Genomic DNA, 19863 nt, shown 5'->3' with positions numbered 1-19863 from the left:
GCATAGTCAAGCGAAAAACGGGGCGTTAGTTGCAACTTCTCATCAAGAAACATTTTGATACATCTACACAGCAGCTTATTTATAAGGGGCAACTTGAGACGAGCGTTCCACTTAAGAGCAAAGCCCATATAAAACAGGGCTTTGAGCATCTGCCCTATAGGACAGATGATGACAATTCTTCACAGACTTATTTCGAAAGTCACCGATTGAGTTAATCGGAAACCACTGATAGCATTTCGACACAGCCCAACTTAACCCCGCTGACTGACCCTGCATGGACGCATCAATGGCTATCAAACTCTATAATCACGCCACGCTCTAGCTCCTCACACGGACGTTCCTGCTTCGCCCCACACCCTTAGCCACACCTGCAACTTGCGCAGCGACTTTGCTGCGCGGCATCGGCGTGAGCAAAATAAAAAAGTCACTCTTCGCTCCAAGGCGTGCTCCATGTTAAAAGCATTCACCTTCGCACTTTCAGCGCTGCCTGTTACTGTGCTCGCTGGAACGCTCGACGTCGATTCCAAACTCTCTTACCAGGCCGCCGAAAACCTGGCAGTGAAGAAACTTTCAAAGTCAGAACTTCGCTTTTACAACGCCCTGTCTTATCAAACCGATACCGATGCCCGGTTTTTTCTTTCCACCCGCTTGCGCTGGAACATGAGCGGCCAACTTGAGCCGGGAGCGCCCGACCAAACGGCACTTTCGCCCCTCAGCGATGGCCGTAAAATCTACGACAATTACCCCTTTCAGTTCGAACTCCGCGAAGCCTACTTCAGGGACTCGCTGGGTGAAGCCGGGACCCTGACGCTGGGCAAACAGCAGGTGGTGTGGGGCCAGGCGGACGGTGTCACGGTACTGGATATCGTCAACCCCATGAACTACCGGGAGTTCATCCTGGAAGATCCAGAAGAGGCGCGGATCCCGCTGTGGATGGCCAATGTGGTGGTGCCCGTAGGCCCGTTCGACATGCAGGTATTGTGGATTCCCGACCAGACCTACACTGACTTTCCCAACTACAACGAAGGCGAATTCGCCATTCGCTCTCGCCGCCTGATCCCCCAGGCGCCTGCTGGCCTGGGGATCCCGGTAAACCGGCGCAGGGCCGAACGCCCTGATCGGCCCGTCAAGGATTCGGACATCGGCCTGGCCCTGACAACCAGCGTCGAGTCATGGGACTTCTCGCTCAACTACATGTATCACTACAACGACGCGCCGTTCTTCGAATCACGCCTGACCTTTGAAAATATGGGGCCGGTGATCGAAGTACGCGAACGCTATGAGCGGACCCACACGGTCGGTGCAAGTGCCAGTACCTCGATCAATGACTTTGTCCTGCGTTCAGAGCTGGCACACGCCACCCAGCGTTCGGTCATCGATTATGACCCCAACAGTGCCAATGGCCGCTTTCAAACCAACGAAACCAGCTACGTCATCGGCCTGGATTACTACGGCATCACAGAAAGTGTTCTCAGTGCGCAGTTCTATCAAAGCATACTGGGCGACACCAACGCCTATTTGCCACGCGATAAAGTCGACAACATCATGACCTTTCTTTATCGCAAAGACCTGATGCACCAACGGGACACCTTCGAAGCACAATGGTTGACCAACCTGAATGATGGCGATGGGCTTGTGCGCCTGGAATATGCATCAAAGCTGTCAAAAAGCCTAAAAGCCACCGTGAGCCTGGATATCTTTCATGGCGACCCGAATGGCCTGTTCGGACAGTTTCACAACAATGATCGCGTGCAAGTTAAACTCGACTATTTCTTCTGACCCGGCCCACCGCTTTGTGTGTTTCGTCACCCCTTTCTGCGAGCGTAAACCATGCCTACCATCAATGATAAATTCAAAGATGCTGTTACCCAGAATAAAGCCCTCTGGACATTCTGCGACAGCAATCGTACTTACCCGATTGCCGAACTGGACAGCCAGGTAGCGGTCTGTGCCGCGAAGCTGTCGGCATTGCAACTTGCGCCGCAAAGCCGCGTGGGCCTGGTACTAAATAACAGCATCGAATTGGTCACTTACCTGTTGGCGTGCTGGCGCCTGAATCTGGTGGCCGTACCCTTGCGAACCAAATCGGGCAAATACCTGAACTACGCCGAGTTTCTTGCCGGTTGTGACCGTTCCTGCGGGTTCAGCCTGGTGGTGTGCGATGCCAGCATCGCTGCAGAAGACATCGCGGCGTGGCGCTCGCACACAGGCCTGGCCATCCACTCGGAGCCGGGGTTCAACCCTCAAGGCGCACCTGGTCAGCCGTTGCCTGCCCAGGCCCAGCCCGCCGATATGGCGATCATCCAGTTCTCGTCGGGCAGTACCGGCTTCCCCAAGGGGGTCATCGTCACCCACGAGATGGTCATCAACCAGCTCAGGCATATCGAACGCGCCCACACGGCCAGCCGGGATGGCGTTGCGCTGCGCAACTGCGCCTCCTGGACGCCGATCCATCATGACATGGGGCTGTTCACCGGCGTGCTGCTGCCCATCTACAGCGCCTGCAACCACCTGCTGGCCACCCCGGATTACTTCATGCGCAACCCCGCGCGCTGGTTCCGGCAGTTGTCCGAGCACCAGGTGGACCTGAGCTTCATCACCAACTCGGCGCTGGTCGCGGCCCTGCGCACGGTCAAGCGGCTGTATGGCGATGAGCAGGTCGATCTGTCGCGCCTTCACCTCTACATCTCGGCAGAAAAAATCAGCGCGCAGGTGCTGAACAAGGTCAAGGAGCGCTTCGCGCCACTGAAGTTGCTGGCAGAACACATCCACTCGGCATATGGCATGGCGGAAAACAGCCTGGGGGCAAGCTGCAGCAAGCGCGGCGAACTCAATACCCTGGCCGTGACCATCGGCGCCGATGGCGATGTGCACGTAACGACCGCCGGCGCCGAAGGCAGTGTCGAGCTGGTTTCAGCAGGTTACGCCAACCTTCATCACCGGATCACCGTGCGTGACGCTGACGACCAACCGCTGCCGGCACTCAAGCTGGGTGAAATCCACATCGAAAGCGACTGCCTGACCCCAGGCTATCTGAACATGCCCGAAGCCACGCAGGCCAAGCTTGCAAACGGCCGTCTACGCACGGGTGACCTGGGCTTCTTCCATGAGCAGGAACTGTACTTCTACAGCCGCCAGGACGACTTGATCGTCATCGGTGGGCGCAACATCGTCCCCGACGATATCGAAGAAACGGTGGAGGATTTCGAGTTCGTCAGAGCCTCGGGTAGCGCGCTGTTGGCGATGGAGAACACCCAGAGCGGTTTGATGGAGCTGCACCTGGTACTCGAAGGCGATGCGAACGCCAGCAGCGAGGCACGCGCAGAAATGCAAAAAGCCCTCACGCTGGCCGTGCTGGACACCCACGACGCCCTGTTGAACCGGGTTCATTTCTGCCCGCGCGGCAGTGTCGAAAAGACCTCAAGCGGAAAAAAACGTCGCCGGGTCATTCGCCAACGTCTGCTCGACCGGCAACTGGTTCCCTTCGCGGCCCAGATACCTGTGCCGTAATCGTTCAACGCCAGCCCAATACCCCGCTTTCATTTCCTGCGCTCACACATGGATCAGTGACCCGATGAACACGTTCGCAATGGCCCCCCTGCCTGCCCTTTCGCCGCTTACCCAGACCACCGTCAGCGAGTGGATTTTCCACTGGTTGGCAGAGCGAGATTACGACGAATACCTGTCGATCTGCGCCGATACACCGTTCTCCGAGATGGGCCTAAGCTCTATCGATGCCGTTGAGCTCGCCAGCGAGCTCGCCCACGCCTCTAAGGTGCCCCTGGACTCCACCATCGCCTGGCATTACCCGACCCCGGCCACCCTCGCCGGCTACATCGCCGGTGCCTCCGCGCCCCTTGAGCCAGAGCAGCCCGCGCCCACAGGGCTACCCGCCGCCGCTGCCAATACCGCGTTCCAGCACCTGGACGAACAGGCGATGGCCGACCTGCTTGAAAGCCTGCTAAGCCCTGCCGGCCAGGCACCCCAGGCCCGCTGACTGCGGATCTGCACCCGGGGTTCCCGGGTGTTTTCGGCGATAGCGCTCGAACGCCATCCCTTTTCATCGGGCGGGTTCCTGACTGCGGCTGAACGCCTGCCGCAGGCCGGCCCGTGCTCGTCGCCCAGAGCAACACGCACAACGTCCAGCTCGCAGCCGTGCGAGTGATGGTTAAATTCTTGAGAGCAAACACATTGAAATCGACAGACACTCAGCCTTCGGGCATCAAGGCGCTTCTGGCAAACTCTGTCTCTGAAATCCTCAGCCTGAGGCAAAAAGTCGAGCACCTGCAGGCCGGGATCGACGAGCCCATCGCCATCGTCGGCATGGGTTGCCGGTTCCCCGGCGGGGCCAATACGCCCGAGGCGTTCTGGCAGCTGCTCAAGGAAGGCGTCTGTGCAGTGCGTGACATGGGCGACGCGCGCTGGTCATCGGCCGATTACTACCACCCCGATGCCGAAGCCGCCGGCAAACTCTACAGCCAGCATGCCGGGTTGCTCGACCGGGTCGATCATTTCGACGCCCAGCGATTCAAGCTGCCAGCCCATGAAGCGAACGCGATGGATCCACAGCAACGCCTGTTGCTGATGGTCTGCTGGGAAGCCCTGCGTAACGCCAACCTCGACCTGCCCGCGCTGAAGGGCAGCAAGACCGGCGTATTTCTAGGCATGAGCACCAGCGACTACTCACGCTTGGCCGTCGACCCCCTGGTACCAGAGGCCATTGACGCCTACGCCTGCCTTGGCAATGCGCACAGCGTGGCGGCCGGGCGCATTGCCTATCTGTTCGGCTTCCATGGGCCGGCATTGGCGCTGGATACGTCCTGTTCCTCCTCGTTGCTCAGCGTGCACCTGGCCTGCAAGAGCTTACGAGCAGGCGAATCGACAATGGCCCTGGCGGGCGGCGTCAACCTGATCCTGTCGCCGGAGAACAGCATCGGCCTGTCCAGAATGCAGGCCTTGTCCCGCCATGGGCTCTGCCGCACCTTCGATGCCGAGGCCGACGGCTACGTGCGCGGCGAAGGCTGTGGTGTGGTCGTGCTCAAGACCTTGAGCCAGGCGCGCCTGGACAATGACCACATCTACGCGGTAATCCGTGGCTCGGCGGTCAACCACGACGGCGCCAGCAATGGCCTGACAGCCCCCAACGGGCGCATGCAACAGGAGGTGATCGAGCAGGCACTCAAGCAGGCCCGGCTCAGCCCCGGCGACATCGACTATGTGGAAACCCACGGCACCGGTACCCCGCTGGGCGACCCCATCGAAGTCAACGCCCTGCTGCGCGCCTTGCGCCAGGCCCCCGCCGAAAACCCATTGCTCATCGGCTCGGTGAAGACCAACATCGGCCACCTCGAATCGGCCGCGGGCATTGCCGCGCTCATCAAGTTGTGCCTTTCGCTCAAGCATCAACTGATTGTGCCGCACCTGCATTTTGCCAAGCCCAATCCGCATATCAACTGGGCGACTGACAAGCTCGAAGTGCCCACCCAGTGCCGCCCCTGGCCACAGCAGGAGGCACTGCGCCATGCCGGCGTCAGCGCATTTGGCCTGAGCGGCACCAATGTGCACATGGTCCTGTCCTCGGCAGAAGAGGCGCAACAGCCGCCAGCCGAGCACTTCCCAGGCGTGCTGACCTTCTGCGCCACGAGCGCCGAAACCCTGGCACAGACCAGCGTGCGCTGGAGCGACTTCCTGCGCGACAGCACCCTGCCCTACGCCGACATCTGCAGCAGCAGCAATGCCTACCGACACAACGCCAAGCACCGCCTGAGCGTGGTCGCCGACCGTGCAGAAGACGCTCAGGCGCTGTTGCAGCGGTTTGCCGCCGGCGAACGCCCCGCCCAGGTTCATCAGGGTGCAATACCGGGCGCGCGCGCCGAGATGTGCATGCTGTTCACCGGCCAGGGTTCACAGTACGCCGGCATGGGCCAGCAGCTCTACGCCACCCAGGCGGCATTCCGCGAAGCACTGGAGCAGTGCGATGCGCTCTACACCGAGGCGCTCGGCCATAGCATCAAAGACGTGCTGTGGGGCGAGCGCACGCAGGCGTTGAGCGAGACCCAGTACACCCAGCCTGCGATTTTCTGTCTCCAGTATGCCCTGACCCGCCTCTGGGCCAGCCTTGGCATCGCGCCTGCGGCCGTTATCGGGCACAGCCTGGGCGAGTACGCTGCAGCCTGCGCTGCCGGGGTCTTTTCGATGGAAGATGGCCTGCGCCTGATCATCCAGCGCGGCCACTTGATGCACAGCATGACGGTTGCAGGCAGCATGCTCGCCGTCAAAGCCGAGCGGTTGGCCATCGAGCAACTGATCGCCCCGTTTGCCGGGCAGGTCTCCATCGCCGCCGATAACGGGCCCAATGACCTGGTGATCTCCGGCAGCAGCCCGGTGGTCGAGCAGATCAAGGCCGAGCTGGATCAACGCGGTATCCGCAGCAACGCACTCAACGTGTCGCGGGCATTCCATTCGGCGCTGATGTCGCCGATGCTCGACGCCTTCAAGGCATACGCCGCACAAGTTCACTACAGCGCCCCTACCGTGGCGTTCTACTCGACCGTGCTCGGTCGACGTGTCGACGCCGAGCTGTGCGACCCCGCCTACTGGGCTCACCAGGTGGCAGCACCCGTTGAGTTTCACCAGGCCCTGGTGACACTGGCGCAAGAACAACCGCACGGCCTGCTGGAAGTCGGCCCGAGCCCTACCCTGGTCGATCTGGCCAGCCGCAGCCTGCCGACCGATGACCTGCGTGCAACGCTGTACTCGCTGCGCAAGGGCCAAGATGAGCAACACCTGCTGCGCGACAACCTGGCCCGGCTGTATGTGCAGGGCGTGCTCGCCCGCATCCCCGGCAGCCCTGCGCGCAAGCTCGCCTTGCCAGTCGAAGTGCTCGACGAAAAGCCCTATTGGGTCAACGGCGGCAAGATGAGCCCCGTCCGGCTGCGTGACGCGCGCCCGTCGAATTCGCCCGAGGTCGTGCACCTGCGGGCTCAGCGGCAATGGCAGGTCAGCGCCAGCCTGGGCGAGCCACTGGCGCTGGACGGGCGCTGGTTGATGGTCAGTGAGTCGGCCGATTTTCTGGCAGCCGTCGAGGATGGCGCAGTGCGCAAAGTCCTCGTCAGCGATGTGGACAGCGCCCTTGACCAAGGCCTCGAACGGTTTGACGGTGTGCTGTACGTGGCCTGCGCCAGCGGCACCGACATCGGTCAGCACGCACCTGAATCCATCAACTGGTTCATCGCGCTGAGCACGCGCATCTGCTCGGCCAGTTGCCTCGCGGCTGGGGCGCGTTTCGTGGTCGCGCACTACAACACCGACCCGCTCGATCGCCTGGTCCACAGCGGCGGTGTCGGCGTAACCAAGACCCTGGCGCAGGAATACCCGCAGTTGCGCTTCAACCAGATCGACCTGCGCCCCGCACGTTCGCTGGCTGACGATGCCAAACGGTTGCTGGCCTGGGTCGCCCGTGCGGCCGATACCGGCGTGCCTTTCGAAGTGCGCATCGAGCAGAACAAGGTCTACGAATGCCGCCTGGAAACGCTCGCGCCGGCCAGCCCGGCCGAGGCGCTCAGCCTCAAGGCGGGGCGCAGTTACCTGATCACCGGTGGCCTCGGCGCGCTGGGCCTTGCCATCGCCCAGGGCCTGGCCCGCCGTGGCGCCGGGCAGTTGCTGCTGGTGTCGCGCCGTAGCGAGCCGAGCGCCACCCAGCAAGCGTTGCTCGAAGGCTTGGGCGCACTCGGTTGCGATGTCCGGCTGTTTACGCTGGATGTCTGCGATCGTCTGGCCTTGGGCGCACTGATCGCCGAATGTGGCCAGTCATTACTGCCCCTGGCCGGTGTCGTGCATGCGGCCGGCGCCCTGAGCGACGGCCGGCTCGACCAAATGACCGCTGCGGCCACAGCGTCTGTGCTGGCGCCGAAAATCACCGGTGGCTGGCATCTACATGAACTGACCTGCCCGCTGCAACTGGACTTCTTCGCCCTGTTTTCGTCCGCCTCGGCCGTGTTTGGCAACTACGCCCAGGGCGCTTATTGCGCTGCCAACAGCTTCCTCGACGAACTGGCCGCCTACCGTGTCGCCCAAGGCCTGGTGGCCACCAGTTTGGCCTGGGGGCCTTGGGCGGGTGCCGGCATGGCCAGTGCAGGCACCGCCGCAGCCACCCTGCGTGCTCAGGGCCTGGCGTTGATCGAGCCAGATGAAGGGTTCGATCTGTTCTTGCGCCTGTTGCCGAGTGCCCCGTACAACCCGGTGCTGCTCAATCTTCAGCCCCAGGCGCTGGAACAGCTGTCACTGGATCAAACGGGCCCCGCGCTGCTGCGTCTTTATGCTCAGGCACAACGCCCGCGGCCGTCTGCGGCCGCCAACACCGACTCGCCCCTGCGCGCCTACCTGCAGCGCATGCACCCGCAAGCCCCGGCCAAAGCGATCGAAAGCCTCTTGCGTGAAAGCATCGCCGATGTGTCGGGCAATGAAGCCATGGCCGGCTTCAGCAGCGACGCGCCGTTGATCGAGATGGGCCTGGACTCGTTGATGGCCGTGCAATTGCGCAATCGCCTGTCGGCACTGACCGGCGAAGCGCTGCCGGTCAGCCTGCTGTTCGACTACCCAAGCCTGGCCCGCCTGGGCGACTACCTGCTGTCGCTGCACACAGCCGGCAGCGGCCCGGACACTGCCGCACTGCCAGCGCCAGACGCCAGCCAACGCGCCACCGCCGTACAGGACATCGCGATCATTGGTATCGGCTGTCGCTACCCTGGCGGGGTGAGCGATGCCGAGTCCTTCTGGCAGATGCTGGTCGATGGCGTCGACGGGGTCGGTGAAGTCGGCAATGCACGCTGGAATCACGACGAATACTACGACGCCGACCCCGATGCGCCAGGGAAGATGTACAGCCGTTGGGGTGGTTTGCTCGATGACGTCGGCCATTTCGACAACCGTTTCTTCAACATCAGTGCGCAAGAAGCCATCAGCATGGACCCGCAACAACGCCTGTTGCTGGAGGTGGGCTGGGAAACACTGGAAAACGCCGGCATCACCCCGGCAGCGGTGGCCAACGGCGGCATATTCGTAGGCTGCGGCCCCAATGAGTACAGCCACATTCTCAATGCACCGGGGGCGCCGCAAACCAGCGCCTATTTCGCCACCGGCAACTCGATCAGCGTCAATGCCGGGCGTCTGGCGTATTTCCTGGGCTGGGAAGGCCCTGCCATCGCCATCGACACAGCCTGCTCTTCGAGCCTGGTCAGCGTCGCCCTCGCCTGCCAGAGCTTGCGTCACGGCGAATGCTCGGTGGCGCTGGCCGGCGGGGTAAACCTGACCCTGTCGCCACACACCAACATCGCCTTGTCCAAAGCGCACATGCTGTCGCCCGACGGGCGCTGCAAAACCTTCGACCAGCGTGCCAACGGCTACGTGCGTTCCGAAGGGTGCGGGCTGGTCCTGCTCAAGCCGCTTGAAGACGCACTGCGCGACGGTGACCAGGTGCTGAGCGTGATCAAGGGCTGCAGCATCAATCAGGATGGCCGCAGCCAAGGCCTGACCGCGCCCAGTGGGCCGGCGCAGGAGCGGGTCATGCGCGCTGCGCTGGGGCAAGCCGGCATGGAGCCGGCGCACATTCAATACCTGGAGGCGCACGGTACCGGTACCCCGCTGGGCGACCCCATCGAAATGCACGCCATCGAGGCGGTGTACGGCCAGCGCGCAGGCACTAGCCCGCTCTATGTGGGCTCAGTCAAGACCAACCTGGGCCATACCGAGGCGGCGGCCGGGGTTGCCAGCCTGATCAAGCTGTCCTTGATGCTGCAACACCGCACCATCGCCCGCAACCTGCACCTGAACACGCTCAACCCGCACTTCAGCGCAAACCTGCTGGGGCAAACGCCCAGCGTGATCGTCGCCGACCAGCCACGCCCGTGGCCCGCCACCACCGGGCCGGCGACGGGTGCTGTCAGCTCGTTCGGTTTCAGTGGCACCAATGCTCACCTGATCCTCGCTGGCGCCCCAGAGGTGCAACAACAGGTGCCTGCCGAGCCTCTCGACGAGCCTTGCCTGCTGGCGCTGTCGGCACGCAGCACAGCAGCACTGGAGGCGCTCAAGCGCCGTTATGTCGCACGCCTGCAAGGGGGCGTCAGTGACCTGCCCAGCCTTTGCCACAGTGCCAGTACCCGGCGCGTGCATTTCGAGGTACGCGAGGCGTTCGTCGCCAGCACAGCCGACGAACTGTGCCAGCAGTTGCAGCACCCCATGCTCGAAGCACCCCGCCGCAGCGCCACCCGGGTGGTCTTCCTGTTTACCGGCCAGGGCAGCCAGTACCTGGGCATGGGCCGTGCCCTTTATGTGCAGGGGTCGTTGTTCAAGCAAGCGCTGGACCAGTGCGCGGCGCTGATGCAGGCACAGTTGCCAGGCTCGATCCTGGAGGTGCTGTGGGCCGAGGATGCCGCACGTCTGGACAACACCTACTACACCCAGCCGGCGCTGTTCGCCCTGCAATATGCCTTGGGCAAGCAATGGATGGGTTGGGGCGTGGTACCGGACTACGTGCTGGGCCACAGCGTCGGCGAGTACGCCGCTGCGTGCCTGGCCGGCGTGATGAGCCTGGAAGATGCAGTGCGACTGATCTGTGCCCGTGCACGCCTGATGGTCGAACAGTGCGAAACCGGCTCGATGCTGGTGGTGCATGCCAGCCGCGGCGAAACCCAGGCCTTGCTGGCCAGGCTCGGTGACGTGGCACAGCAGCTGTCGGTCGCGGCCCACAACGGCCCGGCGAACACTGTGGTTGCCGGTTGCTCGCAGACGCTGCAGCGGTTGATCGCGCTGTGCGCCAGCGAGGCCATCGACACCCAGTCACTGCGCGTTTCCCATGGTTTCCATTCGCCCTTGATGGCGCCGATGCTCGACGCCTTCCGCCGCGTGGCCGAAGGTATCCGCTTCAAGCCGGCCACTATCACCTTCGTATCGACGGTGACCGGCACGGTGCTGAACGGTGAAAACGCCTGTGCCGATTACTGGGTCGAGCATGTACGGGCCCCGGTGTTGTTCAACGAAGCCTTGGCGACGCTGGCCACCCTGGCGCCCCAGGTCGGCCTGGAGGTCGGCCCTGGTACCCAGCTCATCGGCATGGCCAGGCGTTGCCTGGACGGTTCACAGATAGTCTGGCTGTCTTCACTGAAGGCCAAAGCCGAGGCTCGCCGGCACATGCTGAGCACCCTGGGCGCACTCTATGCCCAGCAGGTCACACCCGACTGGTCGGCCGTATTCCCTTCGACTCGCCCCTACCTGCGCACCGCCCTGCCTGCCTATGCCTTCCAGCGCAGCCACTTCTGGCCGCAACAACAAGGCCCGGCGCTGTTCCCTGCGCAGCGTTCGCAGGGCAACAGCCGGCCGGCCGAGCTACCGGTACTGGGGCAAAAAACCGTCAGTGCCACAGGCGAGGTGATCTACCAGACCCGCTTCGACGCACAGGCGCCGTTCCCGATCGCCGACCATCGCCTTTACGGGACGATCGTCATCGCCGGTGCCACACACCTGGCGCTGAGCGCGCTGATTGCCGAAAACCTTGACCAGGCCCTGGGCTACGAGTTGAGCGACATCACCTTCCCGGCCGCCATGGTGTTCGCCGACGATGAAGCCAAACAGTTCCAGTACCTGGTCAGCCGCCAGGCCGACCAGCGCCTGTCGATCGCAGGCTACAGCCGCACCGAGGGCGACGAGGGCCCGTGGCAGCAGCACTTCACCAGCACCCTCAGCCCCCGGTTACCCGCAAGCGCGGCTGGGGTTGAGCACAGCTTTGACCCGCAGCAACTCTGCCAGGGCCTTGAGCAGCAACTGGATGGCGAGCGCTTCTACAGCGAAATGGCCGCTGCCGGCTATGCCCTGGAAGGGGGGTTCCGCTGGGTCGAGCGCATTTGGCGCCGCCCTGGGCAAGCGCTGGCACGTCTACGTGCGCCACAAAACGCCGAGACCGCCTACATCGTGGCGCCTGGGCTGATGGATGCCTTCTTCCAGACCAGTGCCGCCGCCTCGTATGACACGCACCTGAGCCTTGGCGGGCGTGACACCCTGTACATTCCGTTCGCCATCGATGCCATGCGCGTTCTCAAGCAGGTCAAAGGGCCGTTGTGGTGCCACGTGCAATGCCTGTCTGCAGCACCCCAGCATGCCGGCGAAGCAGAACTGGAGGCGTACAGCCACCGGCTGACGGTTTATGACGAGGCCGGCGAGCCGGTGGTGACCGTCGAGGCGCTGCGCAGCAAACGCGCGCCGAAATCGGTGCTGATCGATTCGCTCAAGCACAAGCCATCGCTTGCCTATCACATCGACTGGGTGGCAGGCGCCACGCCCTTGGCTCACCAGCCATTGGCGGTCATGGGCAGCAAACCGCTATGGCTGATCCTGGCTGACCGCAGCGGCCATGCCCACGCCTTGCGCCAACGGCTGGAGCATGCCGGGGTGCGTTGCCTGCTGCTCGCTAGCGATGCGGACAGCGAGCAACCCGGCCTGGTGCGCTATGACCTGGATCGGCTGCCAGAAGGCCTGGCGGCGCTGCTGGAGCCATTGACCCAGGGGCACGCGATCCAGCAGGTCATCCACTTGCAAGGCCTTGATCATCTGCCGGCAGATGCACAGGACCTGTCGGCGCAGCAACGCGCCCTGCTGCTGCCGGTACTTGCGGTCCAGCAGATGTGCCTGAAGGCCGGGAGCGAGCCGGACTGGACGTTTGCCGTTGCCCACGACACCCACACTGCCCCCGCAGCGCCAATCGCGGGCATGCTGCGCGGGCTGGCCAAGGTGATGGGCGAAGAGCATCCGCAGGCCCGCATCAAGCACGTCAGCGTAGCGGCTCAGGCGCTGCAAGAGCGTGTCGATTGCCTGTACAGCGAGCTTGGGCTGGACGACAACGAAAGTGAAATCCGTTACACCGGTGATGCTCGCCAGGTTGCCCGCCTGAGCGCACTGCCCTATGCGCCTGTCGCCCCGGCGCAGGCCGTGTTCCACGCCGACCGCAGCTACTTGATCACCGGTGGCCTCGGCGCCATCGGCCTGAGCCTGGCGGACCTCATCATCCAGCGTGGTGGCCGCCATCTGGTACTGGTGGCCCGCACCACCGAGGTGGCGAAAATTGCGCCGCAGCTCGCACGCTGGCAAGCACTGGGCGCCTCGGTGCTGCTCAGGTCTTGCGACGTCGCCCAGCAGCCCCGCGTGATGGCGCTGTTCGACGAGATCGACCGTACCCTGCCGCCGCTAGACGGGGTATTCCACTGCGCCGGCAGCCTGCGTGACGGCTTGCTCGGCGCGCAAACCTGGGATGACTTCCAGGCACCGCTCGCCGCGAAAACCCAAGGCGCCTGGTGGCTGCACCAGGCCACCCAGGCACGCCCTTTGAGCTGGTTCGTGCTGTTCTCCTCGGCGGCCACCGTGTTCGGCTCCCCAGGCCAGGGCAATTACGCTGCGGCCAATGCCTTCCTCGACCAACTGGCCACCCAGCGCCGGGCCAACGGCCTGTGCGGGCTGAGCATCAACTGGGGGCCATGGAAGGGTGACGGCATGGCCCATGCGACCGGCCGCGCGGCCAACTTCCAGCGCGCCCCCGGCGTGGGCTTGCTGGCCCCCCAGGAGGCGCTGGAGGCGATGCTGGCCTTGGCCGGCACGGCGCACGCCAACCCCACGGTGATCGACATCGACTGGACGCAGATTCACGCGGCAGTCAGCCAACGCGCACAACATTCGCTGCTGTCCGGGTTGGTCAGAAGGCCCGCCGACAGTACCCGCTACCTGGCCGACCTGGCCGCCTTGCGCAGCGAGTGCGATCAGTTGGCCGCGCCGCAACGTCGGGCCTGTATCGAGCAGTTCGTGTTGAAGATGGCCAGGGACATCATGGCCATGAACGACCGCCAGTTGCTGGACGTCAACGAGCCGCTGCAATCGGAGGGCCTGGATTCGCTGATGGCACTGGAGCTGCGCAACAAGTTGGCGCAGATCCTTGGCCGAAAACTCCCCGCCACCTTGCTGTTCGACTACCCCACCGTGCGCGCGATGAGCGCGTTCATCGCCGACCAACTGTACCCGCCGCTTGACGCACCGCGTGATGCGCAGGCCCCAGCGCGAGCCGCGACCGCCCCCGTCAGCGAAGACAATTTCAGCGACCTGAGCGATGCCGAACTCCTGGCCATGCTGGCCGATGAAGCCCTGTGAGCCGCCCCCACCCCACGTGAAAGGAACCCCACGCATGACGCAACACAACGATAGCCGGGCGCTCATGGAAAACGCGCTGCGAAAAATAAAACGGCTCAACCATGAGCTGGAGACGCTCAAGGACCAACAGCACGAAGCCATCGCCATTGTCGGGATCGGTTGCCGCTACCCCGGCGCCGACAGCGGTGTCGAACAGTTCTGGGCCAACCTCTGCGAAGGGGTCGACAGCGTATCGCCGCTGACCTACCAGCGCTGGGACCAGCAACGGCATTTCGATGCGCAGATGCCGTTGCCGGGCAAGACCTACTCCCCCAGTGCCGGGTTGCTCGACGACGTGCTGCGCTTCGATGCCGAGCTGTTCGGGATCACCCCGCGCGAAGCCGAGTGCATGGACCCGCAGCAGCGCATCCTGCTCGAAGTGACCTGGCAGGCGCTCGAAGATGCCGGCATGGCGCCCGACACCGTGCGCGGTGCGAATGCCGGGGTGTTCACCGGGATCATGAACAAGGACCACTCCGACCTGCTGGTGCGCCACCTGGGACTGGATGAAATCGCCGCGCACATGAATGCCGGCAACCATGAAAGCGTGCATTCGGGCCGGGTGTCGTACACCTTTGACTTCAAAGGGCCGTGCATCACCCTCAACACCGCCTGCTCGTCCTCACTGGTCAGCGTGCACCTGGCCTGCCAGAGCCTGCGTCAGAACGAGTGTGACTTCGCCCTGGCCGGTGGCTGCAATGTGCTGCTCGCGCCGGCCACATCAATCGCCCAGTCCCAGGCGATGATGCACTCGCCGCAAGGCCAGTGTAAGGCCTTCGACGCGTCGGCCAACGGCTATGTACGCGCCGAAGGCTGTGGTGTGCTGGTGCTCAAGCGCCTGTCCCGGGCGATTGCCGAGGGCGATCGCGTGTATGCCGTGATCCGCGGCTCTGCGGTGAATCAGGACGGCTTGAGCCAGGGCATCATGGCCCCGAACGGGCCTGCGCAGGTCCGGGTCATTCGCAGTGCGCTGGCCAATGCCCGGGTCGCCGCCAAGGATGTCGCCTATGTCGAAGCTCACGGCACCGGCACCAAGCTCGGCGACCCGATCGAACTGCAAGCGCTGGGCAATGTATACGGGCAAGCCGCGGAGCGCGCCGCGCCGTTGCTGGTGGGCTCACTTAAAACCAACATCGGCCACAGCGAATCCGCCGCGGGTGTCGCCGGCATCATCAAGGTGGCCAAAGCCTTGCAGCAGGGGCTGATCCCGCCTCAACTGCACTTTCACGATGCCAACCCCTTTGTCGACCTGCACGCCGAGAACATCCAGATCTGCGTCGAGCGCCAGGCCTGGCCGTGCTCCACTCAGCCCGCTGAGGCAGCGGCTGCCCCGCGCCTGGCGGGGGTGAGTTCGTTCGGCTTCAGTGGCACCAACGCGCACATCATCCTGGCGTCCTACACCCCGCCAGCGCAGGGCGATGCCGCCCAGGCAAATCTGCCTCATCTGCTGTGCATCAGTGCCCGCGAAGAGGCCGCGCTCAAGGCCTACGCCGGCCAGTTGCTCGGCCTGTTAGCGGCCAGTGACGAGCAAGCTGCAGCCGATATCTGCTACTCACAAAACAGCGGGCGCCGGGTATTCGAAAAGCGTATCGCCGTCAGTGGCAACAACCGCAGCGAACTGGTCGAGGCGTTGCAGCGAGCGCTGGCCGGCGAGCCGCTTGCTGCCGGCCAGCACGGCGCTGCTGCCCTGACCGGCTGGGCCATTGGCGAGTTCGACGCGCAGAGCAGGCAGCACTACCAGCGGTTGTTCGAGCAGCATCCAGCGTTCCGCCCAGCGCTCCATAAGTTTCTGCACACTGCGCAGCACCAACTGGCCCGCGACCTGCCCGAGGACGCACTGGCGCAGGCCCACGACCACCGCGACCTGCGCCTGTTCGATGCCGCCTTGTTCTACGGCGTTGCAACCCTTTGGCGTTCGCTGGGGATCGAACCGCGCTGGATCCTCGCGCAAGGCGCGATGGCGCCGGTGGCGGCCGCCATCACCGGCAACCAGACACTGCACCAGGCAATCACCGCGATCGACAGCCTGCCCGACGATACACCGGGGCTGACCCACCTTTATGGCAACGGCGCAAAAAGTGACCCGCAGGTGACTCAGGCACTGGGCCCGCAAGCGCTTGCACAAGCGTTGGCCAGCGACACCGTCGGCAGCGTATTGCTGATGGGCCAGGCATGCACCCTGTGCGCCGGCCCAGTACATCACGCCGCCCCATGCTTGATACCGATTGCGCCCAGTGGGCATGAGGCTGCCTGGGCCAGCCTCGCCGCTACACTGGCCGCCCTGTACCAAGCGGGCGCTGCGATCAACCCTGCGGCGTGGGACCAGCACCCGCAACGGCGCAAGCAGGCCTTGCCCACCTATGCCTTCCAGGGGCGGCGGTACTGGCTCGAACCGCTGGCCGCGGCGGCCGAGGACGCGCCACGGACAACCGCCCGGCCGCAAGCCACGCCTGAGCCCTTGGCCCTGGCCAGCCTCAATGCCCGCGATTACGTGACTGGCCTGATCCGCTTGCTGGCGAAGATGGAGGACCAACCGCTGCCCGAAGACAGCTTGCTGATCGACGACATCGGCTTCGATTCACTGATGCTGGCCGAACTGCGCACACGTGTCGAAAAAGCGTACCCCAACGCCGTCAAGATTCCCCTCGACCTGCTGCACAGCGGGCCACTCGGGGAACTGCTGAGCTTCGTCGAAACGGCAGCAGGCAATGCTCAGGCTCACCCCACCGAGCACGCACATAATGACCAAAGCCGGGCGCTGGACTGGCTGGCCCGATGGAAAGGCCCACAGCACTCGGGGCAGGTCGAACGCATGGACAAACGCCACGTTCACAAAGCCTGTGAACGCAACGTGCTGCTGGGTGATATCGCCGCCGTCGACGATACCGGTTGGTATGCCGCCGAACTTTTCCATGACGCCGCTCACCCGTTCTTCTACGAACATGCCCAGGACCATATCCCCGGCCTGTACCTGATCGAGGCAGCCCGCCAGTTCGGCATCGCCTGCACCCACCTGTTCCAGGGCGTGCCCCACGAATTCCCGTTTGTTCTGGACGACATGCGTATCCGTTTCGACGCCTTCGCCGAGCAGGACAACCCGGTCTACCTGCTCGCCGAATACACCGACCTGATGTTCAAGGACGGCCACCTGCATCGCAGCCACAGCCGGTGCCACATCGTCCAGCACGGCAATGTGCTGGGCACGATCGAAGGCCACGGGTTGATTCTGCAGCCGGACAGCTATCGATCGGTACGCGCCCCGCAAAGCGCCCTTTAACCCTTCACCCCATTCCAAGGAGGCCCCTTCGTGCACGCACAAACGCCCGAAAAACCCGTCGTCGCCATCTTCGACTTCGACCGCACACTCACCGACCGCCACACCTTCTGGCGCTTTCTACAGCGCCTGGTAGGCACGCCGCGATTCATCCTGGTCGCCATCAGCCTGGTGCCTACGGCGCTGTTGTTGGCCCTCAAGGTGATCCCGCTGATGGCCGCGCGTGAAGTGATGATCCGCCGCTGCATGACCGGCGTCAGCGCCGAGAAATACCGCGCACTGGGCCAGGTGTTCGCGCGCCAGGACATCGATGCCTGGGTCAAGCCCGAAGCCCTGGCACGCCTCAAGTGGCACCAGGCCCAAGGCCACCGTTGCCTGTTGATCAGCAATTCTGCAGACGTCTACCTAGAGCCCTGGGGCCAGGCCGCAGGGTTTGATGGCATCAGTGGTTCGCGTTTCAAGGAGCACAACGGGGTATTGACCGGCGAACTCGATGGCCCGCACTGCCAGGCCGAAGAGAAGGTCGTCCGGGTTCGGCAGATTCTCGGCAACCCGAGCGACTACGTGATCCATGCCTACGGTGACAGCGACGGCGACCGCAACCTGCTGGACATCGCCGAGTACCCCTACTACCGGTCGTTCGAACACTGCACCCAGTGACCAGGGAGGTCATCCATGAGCCATTCAGAACACACCACCACCGCAGTGTTGATCGTCGGCGCCGGCCCGGTCGGGCTGCTGCTCGGCATCCAGTTGCAACGCTTCGGCATCCCACACCGGCTGATCGACAAGCGCCTGCAGCGCCAGCCGTTTTCCAAGGCCTTCGCGATTCACTCGCGCACCCTGGAAATCTTCGAAGACCTGGGCCTGCTGGGCGCACTGCTCGAACGTGCCGTGCAGGTTGAGCAGATGCACATCTACAGCAAGCGCAAGCGCTTGATCAGCTATGACCTGGGCCAGCTCCAGGTGCCCTTTCCGTTCACCGCGAGCATTGCCCAGAACACCGTCGAAGACCTCCTCGAAGCCCACTACCAGCAAGCAGGCGGGCACGTGGAGCGCGGCGTTGAACTGCTCAGCCTTGAGCAGAACGAGCAGGCCGTGTCGGTCACCCTCAAAGGCATCGATGCGGACCTTGAGCAGGTGCAATGCGACCGCCTGGCAGGGTGTGACGGTGGCCAGAGTGACGTGCGCCAACTGACCGGGATCACTTTCGACGGGGGCATCTACCCCCAGCCTTACATCATTGCCGACGGCACGCTGGCATGGCGCGGCGATAACAGCAGCGGGCATGTCTTCACCTCGGGTGACGGCTACCTGATGCTGTTCCCACTGCCCGGTGGCAAGCACCGCGTGGTGATCAACTGCCAAGACCCCACGTTGACCAGCGCCGACCTGACCTGCGAAAAGGTCAATGCCAGCCTGCAGCAGCGTGGCTTCGGCGACATCAGCCTGAGCGACCCGGTATGGCTGTCGGTGACTACCTTCCAGCATCGCCTGGCCAGCGACTACAGCGTGGGCCGGGTGTTCTTGGCCGGCGACGCGTGCCACGTGCACAGCCCGATCGGCGGCCAGGGGCTCAACACCGGTTTTCAGGATGCCTACAACCTGTCGTGGAAGCTCGCCCACACACTCAACTATGGCGCCCGACAGGCGCTGCTCGACAGCTACCAGGCAGAGCGACGGCCGGTGGCACAAACCGTGCTGAAGAACACCAGCCAGCAAATGCGCATGCTGAACGTGAAGCGCCCGTTGCTGCGTTTTCTGCGTGATGCCGTGGTGCCAAAACTGGCCCGCACCGCACGCTTTCAAGCACGCATCGTAAACCAGGCCACCGGCTTCCAGATCGACTACCACACCAGTGCCCTGAGCGTTCCCGCTTCGACGCCAGGCACCTCGCCCCTCAAGGCCGGGCAACGGATGCCCGATGCGCTGCTGCGCGATAAAGCCGGCAACGCCCTGCGCATTTTCGACCTGCTCCAGGGCACCCACTACTCGCTGTTCGTGTTCACCGGGCCCGCCGCTGACAGCAAAAACCAGCTCGACTCGATCAAGCGGGCGCTGGAGACATCGAACTGGCCCAAGGACTTTTTGCGCACCTACCTGATGGGCGCACCGAACCTTACGACTGCCACCGCGGCTCGCGGCCTGGCGACCCGCTATGACCTTACCGACACCCTGCGCGAAACCCTGGGCGTCGAGCACGGCCGCCTGCTGCTGGTAAGGCCCGATGGCTACCTGGCGCTGCATTGCCCGCTGGCAGAGGTCGAGCAACTGCACCGTTATTTCGCACTGTTCTACCCCACCCGCCGCACACCGACCTACGCCGGCGAAGCCCTTGCGGCGCTGGAGGCCAGCGAATGAGCCAC

The 19863-nt window shown here is 63.7% G+C and carries 7 protein-coding genes; all 7 read left to right on the top strand.

The annotated features are described in order from the left end of the window. The first annotated feature begins 450 nt into the window (after window positions 1-450). The 7 genes from ACSSU5_RS20085 to ACSSU5_RS20055 all read left to right on the top strand — a co-directional run bounded on the left by ACSSU5_RS20085 (window position 451) and on the right by ACSSU5_RS20055 (window position 19858). A complete protein-coding gene (locus ACSSU5_RS20085; RefSeq protein WP_492559616.1) occupies window positions 451-1779 on the top strand; it encodes a DUF1302 family protein in 1329 nt (442 codons plus the stop codon). Window positions 1780-1830: 51 nt separating this feature from the next. Then, window positions 1831-3510 (top strand): AMP-binding protein, encoded by a 1680-nt coding sequence (locus ACSSU5_RS20080; RefSeq protein WP_492559615.1) that lies wholly within the window; start codon window positions 1831-1833, stop codon window positions 3508-3510. Between the two features lie 64 nt (window positions 3511-3574). Further along, entirely contained in the window at window positions 3575-3997 is a 423-nt protein-coding gene (locus tag ACSSU5_RS20075; protein WP_264309329.1) for an acyl carrier protein, read from the top strand. Between the two features lie 194 nt (window positions 3998-4191). Next, window positions 4192-14184, top strand: coding sequence for an SDR family NAD(P)-dependent oxidoreductase (locus ACSSU5_RS20070; protein ID WP_492559614.1), 9993 nt, complete (start codon window positions 4192-4194; stop codon window positions 14182-14184). A gap of 34 nt (window positions 14185-14218) precedes the next feature. Next, complete coding sequence (locus tag ACSSU5_RS20065; protein WP_492559613.1) at window positions 14219-17500, top strand: beta-ketoacyl synthase N-terminal-like domain-containing protein; 3282 nt, start codon at window positions 14219-14221, stop codon at window positions 17498-17500. A gap of 30 nt (window positions 17501-17530) precedes the next feature. Continuing rightward, window positions 17531-18157, top strand: coding sequence for an HAD-IB family hydrolase (locus tag ACSSU5_RS20060; protein WP_264309332.1), 627 nt, complete (start codon window positions 17531-17533; stop codon window positions 18155-18157). 15 nt (window positions 18158-18172) lie between these two features. After that, complete coding sequence (locus tag ACSSU5_RS20055; protein ID WP_264309333.1) at window positions 18173-19858, top strand: FAD-dependent monooxygenase; 1686 nt, start codon at window positions 18173-18175, stop codon at window positions 19856-19858. Window positions 19859-19863 lie beyond the last annotated feature (5 nt).

It is taken from the genome of Pseudomonas sp. E1MeOHC2, from assembly GCF_058745025.1.
This window is presented reverse-complemented; position numbering and strand designations above follow the sequence as displayed.